Genomic DNA, 24728 nt, shown 5'->3' with positions numbered 1-24728 from the left:
ACTAGCTAGGGATTTTAGAAGCGGTCGGGCTGAATTTTGGGCTGCCCGAATGAGCGATCACAACGCTGGCTGGATTACGAGAAGATCATTATTTCGTCTGGTGAAGCAGAACGGTAGCTGCCTCGAATGAGAAGACGGTCACCCCATCGGGATATCTTGCCATTGATGTCGGTCTCGCCAGACTGGCTGCCCGGCGGGCTTAAACCCAGATAGGCGCCGACGCTGGATGCCGATCGAAATCGCGATGGACGATCGATCGCATGACGGAACCTCAAGGCAGTCACACCGCCGACGCCCGGCCGAGGGTGGTCGTAGCATGCTTGACGAGAAGGGCAGAAACCGCGAGCATGTGGGCATGGCCTTTCAAAGCTTCAATTTGTTTCCGCTTCGGACAGGGCTCCAGAATGTCATGATGGGGCGCGTGTCGGTTCAGCGCCGAGACAGGGCTGAGGCGCGGCAGCAGGCGCTGGCGTTGCTCGAGAAGGTCGACATGGCCGAAAAGCGCTGACCAATATCCCGCCCGCCTCTCCGGTAGCCAACTGCAGCGCATGGCAATCGCCCGCGCGCTCGCGATGCGACCCGCCGTTACACTCTTTGACGAGGCGACATCGGCTCTCGACCCAGAACTCGTGGGTGAAGTGCTCCGCGTCATGAGAGAAGTGGCCAAGCAAGGCACGACGATGATCGTATTCGCACACGAGATGGGCTTCGCCCGTGGCCATTGCGGCTCGTCAGCGAGATGCGCCAAGGCGCGCCTTAGCCAGCTTGATGTCTGCTGTCGGACTTGTAGCACTCGGCGTCGCACTCGCGTGGTGTCACGAGGATGTTTGGAGCAATACGCTGCTACACCGAACTCCCGCCTACGCGAACTTTGCCCGTCTAAGCGGATCACTCCCCATAAATGATGAGCCAAAAGGGAGTTTGTTCGTTCGACCGAATGGCTCGCGGGCAGTGCGTGTTTCGGATCTATTTGCAACCTAACATCACCTGTGATACCGCAATGAAGCTATTACGACTTTAAGTTACTTTTTGATGGTTTTGGAGGCACGGATGTCATTCGCCGCGCTGGATATCCCGCAAAAATCGATCAGGCCGAGCCGGTGTATGACCGCGAATGGCGTCACGGCCCTCCTATCGATTTTCGCGCTTTCAGCAACCGATGCTTTGGGCGAGGAATGTGGCTGCCGCTTCCAAAAGGCTCGGTCCGAATCCACAATCGGGACCTGCGCGGTCCGGGAGGACATGGCGCGCGATTGCGACCTGGTCTGGGGAGCGCCGGCCGGTTCTAAGGAAGCCAATGCCGGGCCTTCGGACAACGACGCCATCTTCTCGGATCTGACCAAGGCCGCCAATGCCGGCCGTTCGCCAGACGCCGACAAATTCGCTCCCGGCGCGTCAGGGATGTCAGACCCTGGTTTCTGGAACCAATTCAGAAATGAGGTGCGCCGGCGCTCTCAGATTCCGGATGGCGCGAAAGCCAGCACGTTCGATCACGCGTTGGCTTTTTTGGCCAACCAAGGCGCTACATCTGATTTCCGGCAGTATACGCTCGCCGCCATCATCTTCACCACGGCCACCAACTTAAGCCAAGGCCGGATCGATCCAGAGCTTCGTCTTGCGATCGTTACTGCCATGATGAGCAACCGGGATAAGCTGACAGCCTTTGCGAGTGGCGGGTCCGAGCCCAGTCAGTTCACCATGCCTTTGACGGTCAAGTCGCCGGTAGCTCCATCCAACCAGGTGACGCTGAACGGACAAGTGACGCGAGGTTGCTTCGACATCTGGACCGAGGTGCCGACCGTCGGATCGCTGGTCAAGGCGCCCTGGGCCTCCGTTAAAGGAGGCCGATGCTAATGAGGATCGTCTGGCTAGCCGTACTGCTTGTTCTGGCAAGCATTTCTCTCGCGAGCGCTCAAAGCGTCCGCGTTATTGAGTGGAGCCGCGGCCGCTCTCCAATCGCGGTTCTCTTCCTTCATGGCCTGGGCGGCTGCGCGGTGCCTTCAGGAAAGACCGCGAGGGAATCTTGCGCCGATGGCGCGATCGACAGCTTCCGCAATCCCCAGAGCTCCAAGAGCTGGCCGGAAATGATTGCGTCGGACGATTATCGTTTGGCGGCGGCGGCTCTCCGAGATATATTGCCGGCTCCTCTCCGCCTTGAAGATTTGGGCGTCTGGGGCGTCGACTACAGCCGATTGACGACGTCGGGCTGCGCCACATTCAGCGTGCCAGAGGCCGCGAGGCTGATCCGCGGACAAATCGAAGCGAGCAGGCTTTTCGAACGCTACGAGCAGGTCATCATCGTTGCCCATAGCATGGGCGGCCTGATTGCCAAGAACATGCTTTTGTCGTGGCAAAATTCCAACGATCCCGACGGAATGTTGGCCCGCACGATCGGCGTGCTGCTGCTCGGCGTCCCCTCTCAGGGGAGTGATATCGCGCCAGCGCCAGGCGTTTTGCGGTATGTGCTCGAAACTCTCGGCGTCGATAAACTCGCAAACGCTTGCGGCCGCCAGGTCAAGGACTTGTTTGCCGCGGATGAAAACACTTATCTTCGCGACCTTGAGCGACGGTGGGAGCAGCTTCTCAGCGCACGCCGGTCAGCCTCCCATTCGCAAGCCCCGCTGGTTTATTGCGCGTACGAGACAATACCGGAGCCGATTGCGACGAAGTACATAAGCGCTACCGTCGTCAAACAACTGTACGCCCAGACGCAATGCAGCGACGAGCAATTTGCCATTCCAACCTACCATACGATGCTTCCAAAACCACTGAACATGGAAGACGACGTGCATCGTGCCTGGTTCGCCCGCCGTTTGGACGATCTGTTCCGTCAGTGGACTCAGTGGGACTTCGTCCGTTTCGACTTCCTCGCGAATGACACACTCGAAGCCTTCGCCCGAGCTGTGAATCGCAATCAAAGCGCGTTTGTACTCGATGTCGCCGACGTCAAGGATGTCAAAGTCGCCGCTGGCAAATTCACGGCGCCGGACAACTTCGCTTTGGCGACGAAAGTCGCGAATGTGAATTCGCTTTGTCTGAATCAGGAATGGCCTGATGGCAAACCGGGCCACGTGTGGATGCGGCCTATGGGAAAGTGCTGACGCGCGGCGGTGTTCGTACGCAATGTGCCCACGGATAAGCCGTCCAATGCCATCTCGGCCGTGAATTTTCATCGCGCATCAAAGGAAGCCAGCGGATCTAGAATCGCTAGATCGCGGGCATTCGTTCAGCAGCGTCACGTGGAGAAAGGAAGGCACCTGACAGACGCCTCCCCTCGTTAGCCTAGATTACGTAAGTAAGGAGAATATACAGAAGCAAAGGAAAGTCGCCCGGTAATCCAGCCGTGCGACGTCCCATCCTAAAACGTCGCACGAAATTCGTTTTGTTCTCAACAGACATTTGGCGAAGCTACTGGAAACCAAAGATTTTCCTTTGATGGGCGCACCAGGGCTCTAACCTGGGACCCGCTGATTACGAGACAGCCCCGGGTTGAGAACAATCAATGACATACTGGTCGCACAACTGGGCTTATCCCACTGAAAGTGGGCATTCGTCGGACGATCATAGCGATTGACTGCCCGCCGGGTATTCGCGCGAGCAAAGGGGCTCTCACCGAGCCGGTGCGCGCGTCAGACCTGACGCGCGACTGCTGCTACTCGACGTCAATCCCAGCTCAGCGCTCCCCCGTTCTGGTATTCGATGACGCGGGTCTCGAAGAAGTTCTTCTCCTTCTTCAGGTCCATGGCCTCCGACATCCACGGGAACGGGTTCTCGACCTCGGCGAAGACGGACGCAAGTCCAATCTGCGCACAGCGCCGGTTGGCAATGAATTGCATGTATTGCTCGCACAGTCCGGCGTTGAGGCCGAGGAAACCGCGGGGCATCGTGTCGCGACCATAGGCGGCCTCGAGCTCGGCTGCCTCCCGGATCATGCTGCGGACCTCCTCTTGAAACTCTGGCGTCCACAAATGCGGATTCTCGATCTTGATCTGGTTGATCACGTCGATGCCAAAGTTCAGGTGAATGCTCTCGTCGCGCAGGATGTACTGATACTGCTCGGCGATGCCGACCATCTTGTTGCGTCGGCCGAGCGACAGGATCTGCGCAAAGCCCGTGTAGAACCACATTCCTTCAAACACGACGTAGAAGGCAACCAGGTCGCGCAGGAAGGCGCGGCCATGGTCCGGCGTTCCCGTCTGGAACAAAGGGTCGTTCAGATGCTGTGTATGCTTAAGCGCCCAGGCCGCCTTGTCGGTGATCGACGGCACCTCGCGGTACATGTTGAACAGCTCGCCCTCGTCGAGGCCGAGGCTTTCAACGATGTACTGGAATGTGTGGGTGTGAACCGCTTCCTCGAACGCCTGCCGCAACAGATACTGCCGGCATTCCGGATTGGTGAGATGACGGTAGATCGCCAGCACGATGTTGTTGGCAACGAGCGACTCCGATGCCGCGAAGAAGCCAAGGTTGCGCTTGATCGCGCGCCGCTCGTCCTCGGTCAGGCCGTCCCGCGATTTCCAAAGCGCGATATCGGCCTGCATCGACACTTCGGTCGGCATCCAGTGATTGTTACAGCCGGAGAGATACTTCTCCCAGGCCCAATTGTACTTCAGCGGCAAGAGCTGGTTGACGTCGGCGCGGCAGTTGATCATCCGCTTCTCGTCGACCGACACGCGGCCGCCGGTGCGATCGATCGCGCCGAGACCGGTCCCATCTGCCGGCTCGAGCTTGAACTGGGTCTGCGGACGCAGCGCCGTGGTGAGGGTCAAGGCGGCCGGAGCGGCCGCCGTGGTTTCGGTATCGGACCAATTGAGCATCGTCATCTCCTTACTGACACACTTCACATTCGGGATCTTCGATCCGGCAGGCCTTGATACCATCGAGGTCCAGGGCTGCCGCGGCTGGCATTATGATTGGGGCATGCGAGGCCGCAGCCGATACGGAGACCGCGTTGAGTTTTCCGTCGGTGCCCTTCAGCGTCGACTTCTCGACATGCGTGGCACTACGGGAGCGCAGGTAATAGGTGGTCTTCAAGCCGCGCCGCCAGGCGAGGCGATAGAGCGCATCGAGCTTCTTGCCGGAGGGATTGGCGATGTAGAGGTTGAGCGACTGCGACTGGTCGATCCATTTCTGCCGCCGTGCGGCAGCCTCGATCAGCCAGGCGCTGTCGATTTCGAAGGCCGTCGCGTAGAGCGCCTTCAGATCCTCCGGGACGCGATCGATCTGGCCGACGCTACCATCGAAATATTTGAGGTCGGACACCATCACCTCGTCCCAAAGCCCCCTCGCCTTGAGGTCGCGGACCAGGAACTCGTTCACGACCGTGAAGTCGCCGGACATGTTCGACTTGACGAACAGGTTCTGGTAATTCGGCTCGATCGACTGCGACACGCCGCAGATGTTGGAGATCGTCGCTGTCGGCGCGATCGCCATGACGTTCGAATTGCGCATGCCGCCTGCCACTATCTTCTTGCGGAGGCGATCCCAGTCAAGCGTCGAGAAGCGATCGACATCGAGCCCGCCGCGCGAGTCGGCAACGAACTGGATAGAGTCGAGCGGCAAAATGCCCTTCGACCACAGCGAGCCCTCGAAGCTCGGATAGCGGCCGCGCTCGGTGGCGAGATCGGAGGATGCCTCGATGGCGTGGAAGGAGATCGCTTCCATGCTGATGTCGGCGAAAGCGATCGCCGCTTCGGACGCGATCGGGATACGCTGGACCTGAAGTGCCTCCTGGTACCCCATCAGGCCGAGCCCGACCGGCCGATGGCGCATGTTGGAGCGGCGCGCCTCAGGGATGGTGTAGAAATTGATGTCGATGACGTTGTCGAGCATACGCACCGCCGTCGTCACCGTCCGCTTCAGCTTGGCCTGGTCGATACCGTTAGCTCCGACATGGGCGAGCATGTTGACGGAGCCGAGATTGCAGACCGCGACCTCGTCGGCAGAGGTGTTCAGCGTGATCTCGGTGCAGAGGTTCGAGGAATGGATCACACCCATGTGGCGCTGCGGCGAGCGCAGGTTGCAGGGGTCCTTGAAGGTAATCCAGGGATGGCCGGTCTCGAACAGCATGGTCAGCATGCGGCGCCAGAGGTCGGTCGCACGCACGGTCTTGAACACACGCATGCCACCGGCCTTCACCTTGGCTTCATAGGCCTCATAGGCCATCTTGAAGGACGTCCCATACAGATCGTGCAAATCGGGCGTCTCGTCCGGCGAGAAGAGCGTCCACTCGTCGTCGGCGTCGACGCGCTGCATGAACAGGTCCGGCACCCAGTTGGCGGTGTTCATGTCGTGGGTGCGGCGGCGGTCATCGCCGGTGTTCTTGCGCAGATCGAGGAATTCCTCGATGTCGACGTGCCAGGTCTCCAGATAGGCGCAGACCGCGCCCTTGCGCTTGCCGCCCTGGTTGACGGCGATCGCGGTGTCGTTGGCCACCTTCAGGAACGGGATGATGCCCTGGCTTTCGCCGTTGGTGCCCTTGATGTGGGCTCCGAGGCCGCGCACCGGTGTCCAATCGTTGCCAAGGCCGCCGGAGTACTTTGCGAGCAGCGCATTGTCCTTGATCGACTTGAAGATGCCATCGAGGTCGTCCGATACGGTGGTGAGGAAGCAGGACGACAGCTGCGGGCGCAGCGTGCCGGAATTGAACAGCGTCGGCGTCGAGCCCATGAAGTCGAACGACGACAAGAGATCGTAGAACTCGATCGCCTTGGCTTCGCGGTCGATCTCTCGAATTGCCAGGCCCATCGCCACGCGCATGAAGAAGGCCTGCGGCAGTTCGATCCGCTTGCCTTGCTGATGCAGGAAATAGCGGTCGTACAGCGTCTGAAGGCCGAGGAACTGGAAGTTCAGGTCTCGCTCAGGCTTCAGCGCCGCGGCGATGCGGCCGAGATCGAAGCGGGCGAGTTCGGGATCGAGCAGTTCGGCTGCGATGCCGACCTTCACATAGGCCGGAAAGTATTCGGCATAGTGCGTCGCCATATCGCCCTGCGAGGCCAACGTCGTAACGCAATGGACATGCGACAGCACCTCGCCGCGGAGCTTGTCGAGCAGCAGGCGTGCGCTGACATAGGCATAACTCGGCTCCTGCTCGACCAGCGTGCGCGCGGCCATGATCGAGGCCAGCGCCAGCTCGTCCTGGCTGATGCCGTCGTAGAGATTGCGGGTGGTCTCGGCCAGCACGGGGGCTGCGGAGACGCCGTCGAGACCGGCGCAGGCCTCATTGATGATCAGTTCGAGCCGGCGCGTGTCCAGACCGACGCGCGAGCCGTCCGGCAGCGTGACGTGAAGGATCGGTGCGGCGATGGGCGCCGGCTGCGCGGCCGCTTCCTCGGCGCGCTGGCGGGACCGTTCCTCGCGGTACAGCACATAGGCCCGGGTGACCTTGTGGTGCTCGCTGCGCATCAAGGCGAGTTCGACCTGATCCTGCACATCCTCGATATGAAAGGTGCGCCCCTCACCTGCGCGGCGCATCAGGGCTGCTATGACTTCGGCCGTCAATTGCTCGACGCTCTCGTGAACGCGGCGCGAAGCAACCGCAGTGCTGCCCTCTACCGCGAGGAAAGCCTTGGTCATTGCGACCGCGATCTTGGCGGAATCGAACGGCGAGACCTTCCCGTTGCGGCGGATGATCTGCATGGCCGGCTCGCTGGAAGCAGCCGCAAGTGACTGTGGACGCAACTGGATGATGGGTGCGGAAGCGGTGTCCGCGTCGTGCAGGTTCAGTGACATCAAAGGGCCCCGTGATGCGCGCGTTGTGTTTGGACGGGGCGATAAGGAAGGACGCTGCCGGAACGCCGGCAGACGTGTTGCCGGACGGTGCGTGCAAGCGACCGCCGGGACACCCCGCCCGTGGACGTTCAGATCTTCACGGCAGGTCTCCTGGCTCGCAGGTCGTTGCTTGCTTCCTGTCTTCCCGGCGCGGCGCACCAGTGACGTTGTCCGGAAGCAGCTCGCTGCTGACAGTTGCGGGGGCAGCGCCGGAATTCCGCACCAAAGGCGCAGTTCACCGGCTTCCCTCTTAGCCACTACATCTTGCGATGCAGCAGGACCGTGACACCCATATATGGAGATATTCGAGGCAAGCTGTCAATGATTGTTTTCATGGGGGGCGCACGCGGACGGCCATCCCCAATCAGTTATCGAGTATTGACGAGCTCAAGCATGCTTCTGATAGGTCGCCACCATAGTCAATTCGCACAGCCGGCTAATGCTCTCAATCCTTGCTCATAGCCAGAAAGCATCTTACGCGCGTCGAGGCTTCTCTCGGCGCCGGCTCTCGCAGCTTGCTTCATCCCTTTGAGGAAATTCCGATCGAGCGCAAGCTTTTCAATTCTATTGGCAAATTCGCAAATCTGTCGCGGCTGGCAAAGAAAGCCGTTTACGCCATCCTGTATGAGCTCTGGCAGTCCACCAACGGCGGAAGCAATAACTGGAACCCCGAGCGCGAGCGCCTCTAACACGACGACCGGCCGACCATCCAGCCGCGAAGGCAGCACGAGCACATCGTATGATGCAATCCATGGACGAACATCTTCAACCTCCCCGATGAGATGGAAGCGACCGCCGAGATTTGCCCTTACAAGAGCACTTTCAATGCTAGAGCGAAGCGCCCCGGCTCCAGTCATTACAAAGTGGATTGGCAAGTGCGATAGTTTCTGTGCGACCTCGACAAAAGCCAAAGGATCCTTTTCCTCGGACCATCGCCCCGAAAAGCCGACGATAAGCTCTTCCGATGTCGCGCTCAGTCGATCCACCACGGAAGCGTCTCGTGAGCTTGGCACGTACCTGTCGAGGTCGATCCCGCTGGAGATCTGCTGGACGCGATCCGAAGACACTCCCGCATCCTTCAGGAACCGTAACACCTCTCGATTTTCCACGAAATTTAGGTCGATGAGCTCAGCATATTTCCGATTGCTTCTTGTGTGACCGACCGTGTTGAACAGCATATCGGCTACTTTCAGCGTCGGAAATTTCGCACGAAGGACAGGCAGATGATTGTACATGAAAGCGCTGCCTGCGATCCAGACGACATCTATCTCGCGCGACACAATCAAGTAGGACACGAAGTCTGGCCATCGATCGATGGTAAGGAAGCGCGGCAAGTGGAAGATTTCCGCAGTTGCTTCCTCGAACCAGCTGGTCGCGTCGCCGTGCTCGTGACCGGGATCAATCGAGGTGATAACTGTTATGCTCCATCCTTCTTTAGCAAGATGCGCGACGATGCTGCTGAGGAGCCGCTCTGCCCCGCCTATGATCGTGAACGGAAGCGCGAGAAGGATCGAAGGCTTTCCGCCGCTTCGGTGAGCTCGCTCCCTGAAGTTCAGAAGGGGTTCATCCGGACGCTTGTCGGTTGCTGCAGCAAGGCGCGAGTTTCGGTGCGCTGCAGGCGTGACAAGATCGCCCAGCGCTTCCTGAATTAGCTTACGGTGAATGGTCATGCTGTATAAATCCGACTGGGTGCTCAGGCTTGGACCGTGCCGGCGATACAAGAACAAATGCTCCTTGGAAAAGTTGTGAATTCTCGCTCCCATTGCAGCGAGCCGCGCCCAAAACAGCCAATCCTCGTAGACATGTCCGGTGATCGCGCGATCAGTGTCGCGAAAGCCGCCAGCCTTTTGCCAAAGGCTATGACGAAATACTGCACAGGTCAGAACATGATTACCTTCGACCATATCCGAAAGTATCGGGTCATCAAGAATTCCGATTTTTTCATCAGTGCTCCCGAATTGTTGCATCGCGCAGGAGACAACGTCATATCCATAGGTCTCAAGCAGGAACACGGCCTTTTCGATATAGGTTGGTTTGAGCAAGTCATCGGCATCCAGGCAGCAAATGTACTTGCCACGCCCGTTGCGTATGCCGAAGTTTCGATTGGCTCCGACTTGGTGCGGTTCTGCTTGGGCAATAACCCTTGTCTTGGGTCTCTCAAGGGATAGCGTTCGCTCGCGAGATTCAGGATCGCTGGAGCCGCCTTCGACCACGATCACTTCAATGTCCTGAAAGGTCTGCGCCAGGACCGAATCGACTGCTTCTGGAACAAAACGGCCATAGTTGAATGACGTGACAACAACCGTCACGAGAGGACGGTCCGCGGGCCACAGTTCAGTATTCTCGGTCGCCTCGACATATCCGTCGAGGCAGGTACGCGCATCGAACACCAGCTTAGGCATCGGCATTTTGCGCGCGGCCATTTCCTCGGCCCGACGCTTTCGTCGAGCTTGGATCGCCTCGGACAACCTCTGGCGCAGCTCCAGGTTTGCAGTCCATTTGAGAAGCTTGAGTACGCGGCGCGTCGCGCGAGCTATCCGTGGGAGGCTGTGCCCCGCCCGACGCAACATCGCGGTCGACTTCCAAGCTGTGCTACGAAGGATTTGGTCGATCTCGGCACGAAACGCCGTGCTTTGGTCGACAAGCGCCCTGATATTCTCTGTTAGCCGCGCCACTTCCAGCTCTTTCGAATTCTTTTGGCATTCAGCAGATTGATTGAGGTCCGCATAACTTTCTTTCAGCAGTGCAATATGGGCGGCGAGACGCGCTCGCTCCCTGTCAGCGATAACATTCAGTTCAGTAGAGCGGGCGAGCCGATTTGACAGTGAATTGACGTGTAAGGCCAAGTCCTGGATTTCCGCCTTGGCATGTCGTTCCAGAGCGGAATTTTGGGCGACGGCGCGATCTAGCTCGCTCGAGAGAAAATTCAATCGAGCCTCGAGTGCTTCTGATGCGTCCTTGCTGTCTCGCACCAGCGCTGCGTGCTTTGCAATTTCATGGCTGAGTTGGCCGGAGAGGTCTTCAATTCGTGCCTCCAACGCCCCAACCTTATCCCGGCTGTCACGCGCCAGCTTTGCAGAGCTTGCAAGCTCCTCTTCGAGTTGATGGGAAACTTGTTCTATCCGGGATTCCAGCGCCCCCGCTCTCTGTCTACTGTCGCGCGCCAGCGCAGCGTATTTTTCAGTTTCCTGACTGAGTTGGTCATAGAGGCCCCTTATTTGGGCTTCCTTCGCCTCAGATGCTTCTTTGCTATCACGAACCAGACTTGCATATCTTGCCGCAAGTGCACCGGTTTCAGCGCGCGTTGCGGCAAGTCGCCGCAAATCGTCCGCCCAGAGCTTTTCGATTCGATTCAATAGGGGCGCATCGGCAGACGTCTGCAGGAGATCAGCCAACCCAGCAATCAAATCGGGGGTACTATTGGCCGCGTGAACCAGCATCAGCCGCTGACGGGTAACCCTCAGGTTCCGGTCGAATACACGGCCCTCGGTCCTGGTTATGCTTGCGAACAACTCCTCGATGTGGCTGGCCATCTCGCTATCGCGAAATACGACGCCAATGAAGTTGGACGCGAAATCACGAACATAGATCTCGCCGCCGACTAGGTGAAATCCGAGTTGTTCGATGAGCAAACGCAGTGACTCGCCCGAGGGGTAAAACACATGCTCCAGCGAACTCTCGTACCAGAGCTTGTTTTCGTGGTTCTCGGAGATGTAAGGTACCTCGAACAGCAAAATACCGTCTGGTTTGAGCAGATTAAGTGCAGCTTCAATTCCGCGGCGAAAGTCCGGGAGATGCTCAAATACGGCGACTGCTGTTACGCAGTCGAAGTCGTGCCGATGGTTTTCGAGGATGCTTGGGTCGAGCAGATCCCGCCCGAGGATCCTTATGTTGGCCTCTACGGACCGTTGAATCATCTTTTCATTGACCTCGATGCCATAGAGGTCAAACGTGTTCGGGAGCTTCTTGAGAAGAGTGCCGTCCGCACAACCGATATCAAGAATCTTGCCCCCGCGCTTCAACCGGCAGACCAGCTCCGCCGCCCAGGACAAGCCATGTTCGGCCATCAACTGGTAGTCGTTGTATCCGACTGATCCATCGACCTTCTGAGCGCCATAGTAGGCGTCGTCGTAATATATCCCTAACTCGTCCGGTATGGTTTCAATGACGCCTAGACCGCAGCTTTCACAACGAAGAACCGCAACATTGTCCTTCCGTCTGGCCATTAGCGTGGCGCTCTGTCCCTGACACGCATTGCAACTGAAGCTGCTGGTCGGGCCGTGGATATTCATGAGATCAGCGTGCGCTCTTGTTGTGGTGGGATGGTACTTGTTACCGACTTCGTCGTCTGAAACCGGAGCTCGTTAGGCGACCCGTCCTCGCTATCAGCTGGAACGCAGCTCATCGCGATAGGCTGAAATGATTTCGTCGATATCGCCGACCCGTTTGACCTGCCCGCCGTCCAGCCAGACCGCCTTGGTGCACCAAGTTTTGCAAATTTGTTCGTTGTGCGAGGCGAGGACCAGAATGCTCGCATCGTGGACAAAGGATTCCAGGCGGCGTTCCGCCTTGGCTAGAAACCTGGCATCACCCGCGAGTATCCATTCGTCCATCAGAAGGATTTCGGGTGCAAAGCACGTTGCAACCGCGAATGTGAGCCTTGTCAACATGCCAGAGGAGTAGGAGCGTGCGGGCAATTCAAGATACTCGTCGAGCTCGGTGAAGCTTCCAATCTCGGGTATCAACCGCTCGATTTCCTCGGGCTGCAGACCCAACAAGAGTCCGCGGAGCCTTATGTTTTCCAGCCCGCTCAGCTCCGGGTCGATACCCAGCCCAAGATCAAACATTGGCGAAATTCGCCCTGAAACGCGGACCGCTCCCGAGCAAGGCTCGTATATGCCCGCCATAACGCGCAGCAGAGTTGTCTTACCAGCACCGTTTGCGCCGATAAGGGCGATGCGATCGCCGGAGGCGAACCGGAGCGACACATTTCGCAAAGCTTGCACTACGATCCGGTCATTCGCATCGCTCGCAATTCGCCCCCGCGACCCCCGGTAGAGGAGACCGTTCTTCAGCGACCGCGATCCCCCACTGTAGATTGGGAACGAAACACTGACATCGTCAAGTGACAACCGCTCGTCGTTTGCTTCCGTCAAATCCAACATGTCAGACCCAATAAGATATTCTTTCGCGGTATCGTCTAAAGAGCAGTCCGACAACCGCAAGATTGATCAGTGTTATCGCCACAACTGCCAAATAGGTCGTGGTTGAGGGCACGTAACCCAACAAAGGCGCTCTCATGATCTGGATCAAATGGTAGAAGGGATTCCAGTCCGCAACAAAGCTCCCGTCCTTGAGCACGTCGGACTTCCACATGACGGGGGTAACGAAAAACGCGATTTGGACGAAGGAATTGACCAGTTGCGGAATGTCGCGGAAGCGTGTTGAAACCATACCGATGAACATGGTCGCTAGAGCGCCATTGACGGTCAGGAGCAAAAAGCCGGGAATTGCAAGCAAAGCCGGCAGACCCGGCCAGATTCTAAAATAAACTATCAACCCCAGGTAGATGACAAAATTGTGGGCGAAGATGATGATCTTGCTCCAGGTTGAACGAAAAACGTATGAAAAGAAGGGAAGCTTGATCTGTTTGATGTAGGATTCGGATGAGATGAATAACGAGCCGGATTCGATCAAAAAGCTGGAGAAGTAGCCCCAGACCAAGAAGCCGACGCAAAGATATGGAAGAAACTCATCTACGGCGCTTTGGAAAATCTTGGCATAGAGTACCCCGAGAGAGACGATCATTATTGCCATGCTCACCGTGAGCCAAAGCGGACCGAGTACCGAGCGCCGATATCTCTGCAAGACATCGTTCCATCCCAGGCGAAGCCACAGTTGCCGCTGTCGGATGGCGGCTTTCACGTCATCCACGGCAAGGGAGCCGCGTGCTTTCCTGACGGAAGAAAACCTGTTCGCGGTCAAGGGAGCACCCGCTCGGGGCAGCGCAACCGGGCGCGCAAGACCGAATAACGTCCTGTGATTAGGACGGTGCCGACAGATAGGTAGCGTCTTCTTTGCCGTCGGTGCATCACGTCTTGTTCTCACCTTTCAGTTGGACCACTAGGGCTCCGATTTTACGCAGCTCGACGACGGCAATGCGCCGCAGAAATTTCACGAGCGTCCAAACGATGAGGAACACATATTCAAATACGTTCATCAGCTCCTCGCGCCAGAGTGAGAAGTGACACGACATTTCCCCAAGTAGCATGGCATGCAGCTGACCACTGAGGCCATCTGCCCCAAATGCCGGTTTATGAGCCCGTGCGAGCATCTGCTTGATCCTGACCGCTTTGACGCCAGAAAGGATATTTGCAGCGACGAACCAATAGTCCTCGCAAGCGTAGCTCGGCCGGAAAAGGTATTTGACGGCTTCCCGCTGTATCACGACCGTCGAAATCGAGGCCACGTTCGAGGCCAAGATTGCCCATCGCGTGATGGATCTTGCTTCCAGCGGCCCGTCGGGGTTCGGCCACGGCAAGCCGTCGAACCCTTTGCGATGTGCGCTAAGAAGCGGCGCTCCCGGCCCGTACATGATAACCATCTGACGTTCCAGCTTTTCCGGATGCCACTCGTCGTCCGCGTCGAGAAAGGCTAAAAACGCCTCAGTACTTGACGCGATACCAGCGTTTCGAGCCGCGCCCGGGCCAGTATTGCGGGGCAGCTTAAGCAACTTGATGTTTGGAATTCGGGCCTCAGCGCAGATCTTGTCGGCGGAGTCGTCTCCGGTTGCATCATCCACCACGATGACTTGACGCGGTCGAAGCGACTGGTCGGCCACAGATGCCAGCGCGCGGCGCAACGCATCGCCGTCGCGATATGTTGGAATGATTACGCTGACGGAGGTTGTCTTCAAAGCAGGACTCGCTGGCGCGTCTCGTTTCCCGCCGAGGCGGCGGAAATCATCCGGCGCAAAATCGCGTCTATATCTGGAGGGGGAATCGCGAGACCAAGTTGCCTGTGGCGGCCCGTGTCGCCGACAACCGCATGGACGTCACTTGCGCGGCCGCGGGTTGCATCGATCTCATGAATAATTGGTGCATCAATAAGTGCGATTAGGCGATTGACCAGGTGTTGAACGCTGGTGCCGACGCCCGTGCAAATATTGACGATTTGGCCTATAGCGTTGCGAGCTTCAACTAGATCGACGAGAGCGCGCGCAGCATCCACGACGTCAACAAAATCTCGGACAGCGTTGAGCGGTCCAGTTGTCAGGGTACGTCCGTTCGGGGGTGTCGTTGCGAGTTGATCCACGAAACTTCCGAGTGCGGTTGTTCGTGGTGCGCCGACCCCTATCGGATTAAACAGCCTTGCCACGATCACCGGAAGGCCGCGGGAAACTTGCGACAGCCCGTGAAAGGTCTGTGCTAGTTTCGAAATGCCGTACGCGGTCAGCGGAGTGCAGGGGTCCGTCTCCCGCACCATGCAATCTGTACGCCTCGGCAGTCCGTATTCGGCTGCACTTCCAACCAGGATGACGATTGGCAAACGGCCGGTGTCCAAGGCGGCCTCTAGAAGATGGGCGGCGAAAAGCACATTTGCCTGATAAAGGCCTTCGGGCTCAGCGTGGGTTGTACCCGCCAAATGAAAAACCATCGATGGTGCGACACCATCTAGAATTTTGGCTAGATTCTGTCGGCTAGGTGTCTCCGTAAGCAGAAGCGAATGTTGATCGACATGGACTGATGATCTGTACAACGCGACGGTTTCGATACCTCGCGTAGTCAACTCCCTCCGGACATGACGTCCCAAGAAGCCGTTGGCACCCGTAACCAGCGCGACCGTCATTCGTTAGCCCCTAAGAAAAGCTCGCGTCGCTGTTCAAACAGTTGCTGCGCCGCTGCGTAGTCTTCCGGCCGGCCGATATCGAGCCATATGCAATCTTGCGATCGGCACATCACGGACTTGCCGGACTCAATCAAAGTCTGCATTAGTTGAGGCATATCGAGGAACTTGCCACGCACCAGATGTGGTTCCACCGACGATCGATTGATCACGTAAAGCCCCATGCTCACCAAATGTGAATAAGTGGGCTTCTCGCGATAGCCGGTTAGCCGCATACCTGCGTCAACCTCGACCAGACCGAATTCGATCTTCGTTCTGCGTTCGAATACAGCGATCGAGGCCGCAGTTGGTTGCTTGCAATGGTCATGGACCATTTTGCTTACGTCGAAGTTTGTAAGTAGATCTCCATTCGCAACGATAAAGTTATCGCCAAGCCTGTCTAACGCTAGGGCCAGCGATCCGGCGGTCCCAAGTGGCTTGTCTTCCATTACGTAATCGATTGTGAGACCAAACTTCGAACCATCCTCACAAAATGCTCTTATGAGGTGATGCAAATGATTGACCGAAAGGAGGACCTCGTCGATACCGGCTCTCTTCAATTGTCGCAGCAATAATTCCAGAACCGGCAGGTCGCCTAACGGCACCAGCGGCTTGGGAAACGAAGCCGTAAATGGTTTCAGGCGAGTACCTTTTCCGCCGGCCATAATGAGCGCTTTAGTCATGAACGCGTCTTTGCTAAATATTGTAGGTATCCGCGCGATACGCGCTGATATGGGTTGTCACAAACTCAATTGTGCGTTTCAGACCCTCGTCGATCGGAGTTCGAGGTCGCCAGTCAAGCAAACGTTTAGCCTTTTCATTATTTGAGACGAGCCGAAGCACTTCGCTTGCTGCGGGACGGATTCGCTTTGGATCTTGAACAACTCGCTTTTTGACGTTCATCAGAGACAGTACCCGCTCTGCAAAGTAACTGATGGACAAGGTCTGACCGGTGCCTAGATTGATGGTTTCGCCTTCAATTCCCGGGGCAGCTCCGGCGGCAAGGAAGCCATCCACCGTATCGTCCACAAACGTCATGTCTCGCAATGTATCGAGAGATCCGAGCTCGATGACCTCACGTGTCGCGGCCTGCGAGATGATCGTCGGAATGAAGGCCCGCGCAGATTGCCGCGGCCCGAACGTATTAAACGGTCTGAGCGTCACCACTGGTGTTGAGAACGATCGAAAATAGCTTTCAGCTAGCTTGTCAGCTCCAATTTTGGACGCAGAGTACGGTGATTGCCCCTGGAGAGGATGGCGTTCGTCGATTGTTTCTGCGAGGGCCGTTCCGTAAACCTCAGATGTTGATGTGTGAACGACCCGCGCAACACCCAGCCGTCGTGCCGCCTCGATAATATTCAACGTGCCTTCGATATTTGTGCGGACGTAGCTCCGCGGCGCGATATAGGAGTACGGAATCGCTATCAGAGCGGCGAGGTGAAATACGATCTCTTGCTCGCGCACAACCTGAGTGACGAATTCTTGATCTTCAATATTCCCGGCAGCAACCTTGATCGACTTCTTCAGATCAGGCGGCGAGTACTCGAGATTTCCCCAACCCGGAGAAGAGCCATACTTGATCATCGCGGTTACATCAGCGCCCGCCCTGACGAGAGCTTCGGTAAGCTGGCTTCCTATGAATCCGCCAGCACCTGTGACGAGGACCCTTTTTCTACCGAAAAATTGGGCGAGATTGGTCATTGCAAAAGACTTCCGATGAGGCTGCGTACTTGTGGCAAGCTATGAGACTTGCGTAGATCTCGAGAATCCTCGGAACGACCGCATCCGTTGAGAATGTCGTCTCGAATCTTTCGCGAGCCATTCGCCCCATTTGCTTACGAACGACCGCATTTTGCGTGAGACGGACGATCGCTTCTGCCGTCGCCTGTGGATCGTTGCACGGCACCAACAGACCATCGATTTCATTTCGAACTACAGAGCGGCAGCCGGGCACGTCCGTCGCGATCATTGGAACGCCGTGGCCGGCAGCCTCAATCAGCGCGCGCGGCAACCCTTCGCGCTCCGACAGGAGAATCGCGATATCGGCACGCTGCCACACCGCCTCGACGTGGGGAGCCCTACCTTTCCACTTCACGCCGTCGACACAAGAAAGATGGATGAGCTCCTCTTCCGTATGGCTCGTTGGATTACCCGGGTCAGGACTTCCCCAGAGCTCCAACTCAATTCGCTGATCGCGCTCTCGCGCCAGTCGCACTGCTTTTACGGTGTCCTCTATGCCCTTGGCCCTGAGCATCCGACCCAAGAAGGCAACGCGCACAGGCCCCTCGGGCCGTTGCTGCGACAGGCGAGCTGGCTCGACCTCAACGCCCCAACCGCCAAGAACGACACAATTTCGTAGACGCGGAAACTCCGAACGATCATCCGTGTTCTCGAAGGAAACGAGCGTCGATCGGTCGCGAGCAATCCAGGCTGTCTGCAGTCGAATAAATCGGCGGACTATCTTTCCCGTCCACCCGCGAAGCCCCCACAAATATCCAAGGCCCGTGAAAGACGCGAGAAGGGGATAACGCTGACTAATCAGCCGCAACAAGCCGAGCAGAATTACGGACCTTATCTGCAGGGCATGAACCAGGTCCGGTCGTAGATCCGATAGGATGCCGCTGAGACGCAGCACCGAGCGAAACAAGGAAACGATCGAAAGCGACGCGCGATCGGTCGGCATCTCGACCACACGGACTCCGCACCGCTCGATGACTTCCTTGTGCTCGGCCACGCACGTTGCGACCGCAACCTCAAACCCAGCCGCAAGAGCCGCAAGAGCAGTCTCCATAAAATGTGTGGCAAAGGTCCTATCTTCTGCCACGACATACAATAGCCGAGGCTTGCTCCGTGCCTTCTTGTCGCCCAACCCCACGCCCGCGCCCCAACCAACTAATCAAATACAGCGCTGATGTCCTCCGAGAACATGCCGCTATTCAGCGTCGGAAAGACATCGCTCGCCAAAGTTTCGTCTTGTCTTAGGCGCAGCGCGACGGCGAGTGAATCCTTCAAATGAGGTAGATTGCGAAGCTTTGGATCGGTGTAGGCATTCACGATGATTAGCGTGCACAAGCAGAAACAACCCCCTCAAGCGAGGGAGCGCGGCTGTTTGTTGCGACTTCGAGACGACGTGATCCGCTCATGCTCGACCAAACATTTATCGGATGAAGGGTGAAATGGTCCCCAATGCGCCTAGACCCACGCCAAAGTCTCTCGCGGCAAGCCGGCGTATCAGCTGAGGGCGTCAACAAAGCGCCCGCCACATTGCTGCCCGTTCAACATGATGGGCCACTGCTGGCAACAACCGGCAAACCGGCGGCTGAGCACTGCATTGCCGGCGCTGGTTGCGTCAGCGGCGATTAGATATTTGGCGACGCCCGTGCTGTCCGCCCATCTTCAATTCCTTCAGCGCGCCCTCTAAACTTTCAAAACCCTTTCCTTAACCGGAGGAGTCGCGCAGATCTACGATCTCTAGAGCTAAATGTCGCAGAAATTCAGCGACCTTCCGGTCCATAACGCAGAATACCAACGAGACTTGACCAAGCCGCTCTGGATAGGCGAGCAAGCTAGCCAGCATTATCAGATCGATCCGCGCCGGATGACCGTCAGCGCGCAGCCACCTGTGCTGTCGAGCGCGGATGCGCTAATTGAAATGCTCAGCCCACCTTTGTCGCACCTCCTAATTGCACCTATCTTCAAACGCTAACAATGGCCGAGATTAAATCGACAATCGAATTGCCTCGTTTTCAATGTTGGCTCATCAAGCGCGCACAAATGCAGCATTTCATACAATGAACCCGCACGACACTTCGTCATGCCCGCATCGGTGACGACCCCGACGATAATGGTGCCTATGGCCAGAGCCACAACAAGTCCGATCCAGTTCATCGCGTGGTCTGCCCAATTTGCACTCAGCGAATGTCTCGTACTAGCGACGGGCCCTGTCAGCGAGCGCCCGATGGATCTGGGCTCGACGACTGCGTCGCGAGATGGCCGATGTCGTGGTCAACGCGTGCAGCCCAATCAGAGGTCAGATCTGATGCACAATAACCAGCATTATTGCAATGACCTCCAATCGATCGGTTACTGCGAACAAGGTGCCTCTTAACCGCAAGTTGGGACGGCAGCGATACGGTACTCTCTGATCGATGACGATTTCAGAAAGTTATTTCCGCGGCGCGAGCCGGCCAATCTAGAGTCAATCTAGAGTTGACCACGTTCAAACGATGCGGCGCTGAATACAATCTGACCTCCCCCATATGGGGGATTAACCGAGGTTTCTCACTGTGATTAAAGTGCTTGAGGGATGGAACTATGTTCTAGGGGGAACGGTACTATGATCAATCACAGATAGTTTCCAGTATTGGATGAAAAGGCTGGCAATCGGTAGACGGCGACCGCGCAGCCATTTCCACATGTTCGATATGCGCGCGACACTTGGCGGTCTCCGCACTTCGTCTGCCTCAGCTCGGCTTAGTGTCGTGCAGATTTTTATCTGAATGACTAAAGTCTCTTTCATATCAATCTCTTTCTTGCAGCTTGGCAGCGCATCCGCATCGAACGCGCACAACGCGCGAAGGCCCTACCACAACGTGTGCGGCCTCTACGTTCGACGCGTGATGGCTTGTACCGCGACGACGAAATGCCTTGCTCATCTAGCACCGTACGCTCGTATGTTCTCTTCAACCGATAAGAGCCTAATCAACCTCATCTATGAGGCCTCATTTGTCCCCGAGCGATGGCAGCAAGTCTTAAATGGATTGAGCGCGATAGCCGGCTGCGAGCAAGGCGCGGTCTTTCAAGTAAACGGAAGAGCTCCCGGGAGCTTCGTATCAACCGAGCCCGCGCGGGGGACGTTTGAGAGCTACTTTAAAGAGGGATGGAATAACCGTGATATCATTACTGCACGCATGCTGGAGCGGCGTCCATCTCGCTTCATGACCACGTGGGATCTGTTCGAGGGGAATGAATTCGAACAAACGGAGTACTATCGGGAATTCGCCGAACCGCGCGGGCTCGGCTCATGTTGCGGCTCTCTGCTTCCACTGTCGCAAAACGAATTTGCCGCGATCGTGATGGCGCGTCCGTGGAAGGAGGGACCAATCGCAGCAGCGGCGGTCAAAAAGCTGAATTTGCTGCACCCTCACCTCACCCGCTCTTTTTCGACCGCCTCGCGCCTTGCCGGCGAACGAATTCATGGTGCCCTGGATATCCTCTCACGATTGCATCTACCTGCCTGCGCGTTGACGAGCCAGGCGCGTTTGCGGCTCTGGAATCCAGAGTACGAGAGTTTGGCCCCGCAAGTGGTCGCCGAACACCCAGAACGCCTCGCTTTCATCGATCCAGCCGCCGACAGAGTGTTTGCCGCGATATTAACGAAAGAACGGTCGATAGCGAGCGAACGCGCGGAATTGACCTTTCCGATCAAGAGCCGGAGCGCACAGCCGCCGTGCATCGGACACCTCGTGCCGATTCGAGTGCCGGCGAGGGACATCTTCAGTTCTGCAGAATGGTTGCTGATCCTGAGGCCTGTGATTCTGCCCCAGACAATCAACGCGGCACTCATCGAGACTCTGTTTGATTTAACGACGGCCGAGACAGCCATCGCCGGTGGATTACTGACGGGAAAAACTCTTCACCAGATTGCTGAGGAGAGACAGTCGTCGGTTCAAACCGTTCGTTCGCAACTCAAGGCAATCATGAGTAAAACTCGAACGAACCGCCAATTGGACGTGGTTCGTCTGTTGTCTGAAACGCAATTGTTCGTCGAGTAGGTATGTCTCGCCCTGAGCTAGCCTAGGGCCGACGCGGATGAGTGACGTCTCTTGGAGCGTTGGGGGATGTACCTAGATGACGAGGCGGCCACCCCTTTGAAGAGTTCTCACGATAAACCGCGTTGGTCTCGTCTGACCGAGACGACAAAGCTTTTGTTGTTCGTTCGCAATGGGCGCGATCAGCCTCGGGCGCACCGTCTCCGGATCGGCGTTATCGATTTCTTCTTGGTGACCTTGGCCGTCACGTTCCCGTGGTCAACGACGCTTACGACTGGTCTTGTGCTTTCTCTATTCCCCATGGTGCTGACCACGCACTCGTCGCGGGAGTTGATCGAGGAACTCAAGCGCCCGGCCTGCGCTCTTCCGATTGCGCTTGTTGGACTTGCTCTCATCGGTACTGCGTGGGCCAACGGAGTCCCGTGGTCAGAGCGGCTACACGCGCTGCAAAAGGTCCTCAAGTTGCTCTGGGTATTGCCCCTCTTTCTTCATTTCCGGCAGACACGCCGTGTTATGCCGGTTTTTGTCGCTTATACCGTTTCGAATCTGATACTGCTTGCCCTTTCGTTCCTCGTGTTCATTTCGCCTGAGATCAGCAACATCGTCGGGGCGAAGGAGCCAGGAATACCGCTGAAGAACTATATCGACCAGAGCCAGGCCTTTGCCCTTCTTGGGGTAATATTCCTCGGTCTCGCGGCGGAATCCATTCGTGTTAGACACTGGGATCGAGCGATTATATTCGCCGCGGTCTCGGCGAGCTTCTTCGTCAATCTTGCCTATGTAAATATCGCACGAACGGCCTTTGTTTATGTACCTCCCATGCTGTTGCTTCTCGTACTGCGGTACGCGCGCGGATGGCTTTTCCTGGCTCCGCTCGTAAGTCTTTTTCTTCTTGCCGCCAGCCTATGGGCGACATCTCCCAATCTTCAATCCAAAATCTCACGCATTTACAAGGAAGTCGACGCGTTCGAGGCCAATGTGACCGTTGTTGACGGGCATCCGGCGGGCGGCGCGGAGCGCCTCGAATTCTGGCGCAAGTCGATCGGCTTCGTCCGTTCCGCACCCATCTTCGGTCATGGCACGGGCTCTACCAAGGGATTGTTCACCACTGAAGCTGCCGGAAAGTCAGGCGTAATGGCAATGGTGGTCGACAATCCGCACAATCAGACTCTCGCCGTAGCGATCCAATGGGGGATGGCAGGATGTTTGCTGCTCTACGCGATGTGGGGAGCACACTTGTGGCTATTCCGAAGGGGATTTGGCGGACCAGAGCAGAGTCTGTTTGCATGGATAGGCCTGGTATCTATCGTACAAATCCTGGTGAGTTCGTTGCTGAATTCGCACCTCTTTGATTTCTATCAGGGTTGGCTCTACCTGTTCGCGGTCGGCATTGCAGCTGGCCAGCTCGAGCGCGCAAAAGCTGGCGCGACGGCAGGGCCCCATGCCCAATTACCGGGCTAGTTTAGGTTATCGGCCTGGTTGGGCTTGACATAGCCCATTGGCCCGAACAGGCGCCCATTATCGACAGGGCAGCATCGATCGACCTACGTCATGAAGTGCCTGATCGCTCACTGTTTAAGGTGTCGGCTTTGCAAACATGAACGTCGACCCAGCCAGGCGCAAGATTCTCATCCATTGCCTTGAGCTCTCTCCATCGAAGATACATGTCTCTGATTTCGTTCACAGGGCGCCATTTCTCGGGTGGAAGCTCAAGGCCAAATAGGCCGCTCATTTCCCCGGTAAATTGGCGTTCAAAATAGCCTCCCTCCGCCGGCGGATGCGGCGCCTTCGTAAAGGGGTGCATCCACTGATTAACGATTTGCGCCCGATCATAACCGGCCTTTCCCAGCACTTCGATATCCATTTCGCTATTTATCTCAAGAGAAACGAAAGCCGGCCGACGATCATCCTTTTCCAGTTGATCACGAAAAAGCTCATCAGCTCCTTCAAGATCGCATTTGACGTAGTACGGCACACCGTACTGATCGAAAAGCTGATGAAGATCTGTCGTTGGCACAATGATTTCGACGGACTGATATATTCCCTTCTCCGCGGCAAGCTTGGTCAGACTTCCCCAATCGTCCTTTCCTGGAACGCTGTAGAATTTGGTCGTCTCTCCAGCTCTGTACGACAAGGCCTTATTGACAGCTGTAAATCTAGCCCCAAATGGTGCTAGCCGCTCCCGCGCCTGGTCGCAAATTTCTGGAACGGCCTCCAATCCGACTACCCGAAAGTCCTTGGACAGATAGAACTCGGCATCGTAACCACGGTGTAATCCAAGATCGAAAATGAGATCGCGCTGGGGAAGTGAGCGCTCGGGTTCTGCGCGCCCGTCCATAGAGTTCATTTGAAGTACGCCCTTGCTAGAAAGGCGGGGATCCAACTCTAGCCGCGAGCACAAGTCAAGCCACTGCCGCCGCCGCATCGGGCCACTTTTTCTGTGAGATTTCGCGATCTCCGATATTGACGCACTCAAGGTGGTGAAAGGCCTACGACCAGGCGAATGCGCGGATGCATGCGTCGCAATTGTCGAGCTTCCCTGCCACATCGGTACGCCTTTGCTCCGACACCAAGGGTCTCGGTCAGAACACCATTTATCGCGTGGACGCGAGGTCGACTTGAAGCTCTGATTGATTGCGCATGTGCCGCGCACGAATCGATTTACTGCTTGTTCCGCGAAGCACTCGTCACGGGCCGGCTGTTCGTACGGACGGGGGCACGCGATGTGAGGATTGATTGCAGTGATCGGCCGCGGAGCTCGCTTTGACACGCTACTAGCACTACTTTGGCAGATTGTCGGTTTTGCCGTGCTTTATAGGATTCCCGAATCAATTTTTCAATGATTCATGGGTGGTCGGCTCTTGGAGGGCTGACCATGGCGGGATGGGAAGACGAACTTGAACGCTGGCTGATGCCGTTCTTGGACCGGCTGGGTCATAAGACTCGGCAGCGGATGTGTCCTCTGTATGTTGCGGGACTGATCGGTCCTGGCGATCGCAAGAGCGTTCAGCCGATGGCGGAGCGCCTTGCCACGGGCAACTACGACCAGCTGCACCATTTCATTGCGGACGGTGTCTGGGACACGACGCCGCTCGAGACGGAGCTGCTCAACCAGGCGGACCGACTTGTCGGCGGTAGGGATGCGGTGCTGGTTATTGATGACACCTCACTGCCGAAGAAGGGCGAACGCTCGGTTGGTGTTGCGGCTCAATATGCGTCCGCTCTTGGCAAAACGGCAAATTGCCAAACGCTGGTGTCTTTGACGCTTGCGCGCGGCGAAGTGCCAGTGATGGTCGCGTTACG

The 24728-nt window shown here is 56.9% G+C and carries 18 protein-coding genes, 2 pseudogenes and 1 riboswitch; of the genes and pseudogenes, 7 read left to right on the top strand and 13 right to left on the bottom strand.

Annotation, left to right across the window (positions count from 1 at the left end):
- Positions 1 to 104 precede the first annotated feature (104 nt).
- A pseudogene (locus SO180_RS08775) lies at positions 105 to 299 on the bottom strand (transposase); the annotation flags it as partial.
- A gap of 5 nt (positions 300 to 304) precedes the next feature.
- Here SO180_RS08775 and SO180_RS08770 point away from each other — a divergent pair.
- The 3 genes and pseudogenes from SO180_RS08770 to SO180_RS08760 form a co-directional block, all read left to right on the top strand.
- Positions 305 to 716 (top strand): annotated as a pseudogene (locus tag SO180_RS08770) (ATP-binding cassette domain-containing protein); the annotation flags it as partial.
- A 334-nt stretch (positions 717 to 1050) separates the two neighbouring features.
- Positions 1051 to 1854 carry a hypothetical protein gene (locus tag SO180_RS08765; protein WP_449378415.1) on the top strand — a complete coding sequence of 268 codons (804 nt, stop codon included), beginning with the start codon at positions 1051 to 1053 and terminating at the stop codon, positions 1852 to 1854.
- On the top strand, positions 1854 to 3101 hold the full coding sequence (locus SO180_RS08760) for an alpha/beta hydrolase (protein WP_449378414.1): 1248 nt from the start codon (positions 1854 to 1856) through the stop codon (positions 3099 to 3101). Before SO180_RS08765 ends, SO180_RS08760 begins: the two co-directional genes overlap by 1 nt.
- A 561-nt stretch (positions 3102 to 3662) precedes the next feature.
- On the opposite strand, the gene SO180_RS08755 is transcribed toward SO180_RS08760, so the two are convergent.
- The 11 genes from SO180_RS08755 to SO180_RS08705 form a co-directional block, all read right to left on the bottom strand.
- Positions 3663 to 4817 carry a ribonucleotide-diphosphate reductase subunit beta gene (locus SO180_RS08755; RefSeq protein ID WP_449378413.1) on the bottom strand — a complete coding sequence of 385 codons (1155 nt, stop codon included), beginning with the start codon at positions 4815 to 4817 and terminating at the stop codon, positions 3663 to 3665.
- A 10-nt stretch (positions 4818 to 4827) separates the two neighbouring features.
- Complete coding sequence (locus SO180_RS08750) at positions 4828 to 7731, bottom strand: ribonucleoside-diphosphate reductase subunit alpha (protein WP_449378412.1); 2904 nt, start codon at positions 7729 to 7731, stop codon at positions 4828 to 4830.
- Between the two features lie 123 nt (positions 7732 to 7854).
- Positions 7855 to 8070: riboswitch (cobalamin riboswitch) on the bottom strand.
- A gap of 119 nt (positions 8071 to 8189) precedes the next feature.
- Positions 8190 to 12062 carry a glycosyltransferase gene (locus tag SO180_RS08745; RefSeq protein WP_449378411.1) on the bottom strand — a complete coding sequence of 1291 codons (3873 nt, stop codon included), beginning with the start codon at positions 12060 to 12062 and terminating at the stop codon, positions 8190 to 8192.
- A gap of 93 nt (positions 12063 to 12155) precedes the next feature.
- On the bottom strand, positions 12156 to 12935 hold the full coding sequence (locus SO180_RS08740) for an ABC transporter ATP-binding protein (protein ID WP_449378410.1): 780 nt from the start codon (positions 12933 to 12935) through the stop codon (positions 12156 to 12158).
- A gap of 1 nt (position 12936) precedes the next feature.
- A complete protein-coding gene (locus tag SO180_RS08735) occupies positions 12937 to 13755 on the bottom strand; it encodes an ABC transporter permease (protein ID WP_449378409.1) in 819 nt (272 codons plus the stop codon).
- Positions 13756 to 13861: 106 nt separating this feature from the next.
- Positions 13862 to 14686, bottom strand: a complete 825-nt coding sequence (locus SO180_RS08730; protein WP_449378408.1) for a glycosyltransferase family 2 protein — start codon at positions 14684 to 14686, stop codon at positions 13862 to 13864.
- A complete protein-coding gene (locus tag SO180_RS08725) occupies positions 14683 to 15618 on the bottom strand; it encodes an NAD-dependent epimerase/dehydratase family protein (protein WP_449378407.1) in 936 nt (311 codons plus the stop codon). Before SO180_RS08725 ends, SO180_RS08730 begins: the two co-directional genes overlap by 4 nt.
- A complete protein-coding gene (locus SO180_RS08720) occupies positions 15615 to 16337 on the bottom strand; it encodes a sugar phosphate nucleotidyltransferase (RefSeq protein WP_449378406.1) in 723 nt (240 codons plus the stop codon). The genes SO180_RS08725 and SO180_RS08720 overlap by 4 nt, the downstream gene beginning before the upstream one ends.
- 13 nt (positions 16338 to 16350) lie before the next feature.
- Complete coding sequence (locus SO180_RS08715; RefSeq protein ID WP_449378405.1) at positions 16351 to 17355, bottom strand: GDP-mannose 4,6-dehydratase; 1005 nt, start codon at positions 17353 to 17355, stop codon at positions 16351 to 16353.
- Positions 17327 to 18478 carry a glycosyltransferase gene (locus tag SO180_RS08710; protein ID WP_449378496.1) on the bottom strand — a complete coding sequence of 384 codons (1152 nt, stop codon included), beginning with the start codon at positions 18476 to 18478 and terminating at the stop codon, positions 17327 to 17329. Before SO180_RS08710 ends, SO180_RS08715 begins: the two co-directional genes overlap by 29 nt.
- A 68-nt stretch (positions 18479 to 18546) precedes the next feature.
- The gene (locus tag SO180_RS08705; protein ID WP_449378404.1) at positions 18547 to 18708 is read right to left on the bottom strand and encodes a hypothetical protein; all 162 of its coding nucleotides are present in this window, start codon (positions 18706 to 18708) and stop codon (positions 18547 to 18549) included.
- A gap of 427 nt (positions 18709 to 19135) precedes the next feature.
- Between SO180_RS08705 and SO180_RS08700 the strand changes: the two genes are divergently transcribed.
- From SO180_RS08700 to SO180_RS08690, 3 genes are all read left to right on the top strand, one after another.
- Positions 19136 to 19360 carry a hypothetical protein gene (locus SO180_RS08700; protein ID WP_449378403.1) on the top strand — a complete coding sequence of 75 codons (225 nt, stop codon included), beginning with the start codon at positions 19136 to 19138 and terminating at the stop codon, positions 19358 to 19360.
- Positions 19361 to 20327: 967 nt separating this feature from the next.
- A complete protein-coding gene (locus SO180_RS08695) occupies positions 20328 to 21428 on the top strand; it encodes a helix-turn-helix transcriptional regulator (RefSeq protein WP_449378402.1) in 1101 nt (366 codons plus the stop codon).
- Positions 21429 to 21494: 66 nt separating this feature from the next.
- Positions 21495 to 22886, top strand: a complete 1392-nt coding sequence (locus tag SO180_RS08690) for an O-antigen ligase family protein (protein ID WP_449378401.1) — start codon at positions 21495 to 21497, stop codon at positions 22884 to 22886.
- Between the two features lie 88 nt (positions 22887 to 22974).
- Here SO180_RS08690 and SO180_RS08685 read toward each other — a convergent pair whose 3' ends face one another.
- Positions 22975 to 23772, bottom strand: coding sequence for a class I SAM-dependent methyltransferase (locus tag SO180_RS08685; protein WP_449378400.1), 798 nt, complete (start codon positions 23770 to 23772; stop codon positions 22975 to 22977).
- Positions 23773 to 24264: 492 nt separating this feature from the next.
- Here SO180_RS08685 and SO180_RS08680 point away from each other — a divergent pair.
- Positions 24265 to 24728, top strand: a 464-nt coding sequence (locus SO180_RS08680) for an IS701 family transposase (RefSeq protein WP_449378399.1), incomplete at its 3' end; no start/stop codon positions are given.

Source organism: Bradyrhizobium sp. UFLA05-112, from assembly GCF_053572325.1.
Note: the sequence above shows the minus strand (reverse complement) of the source record. Positions and strands in the feature narration are given on the sequence as shown.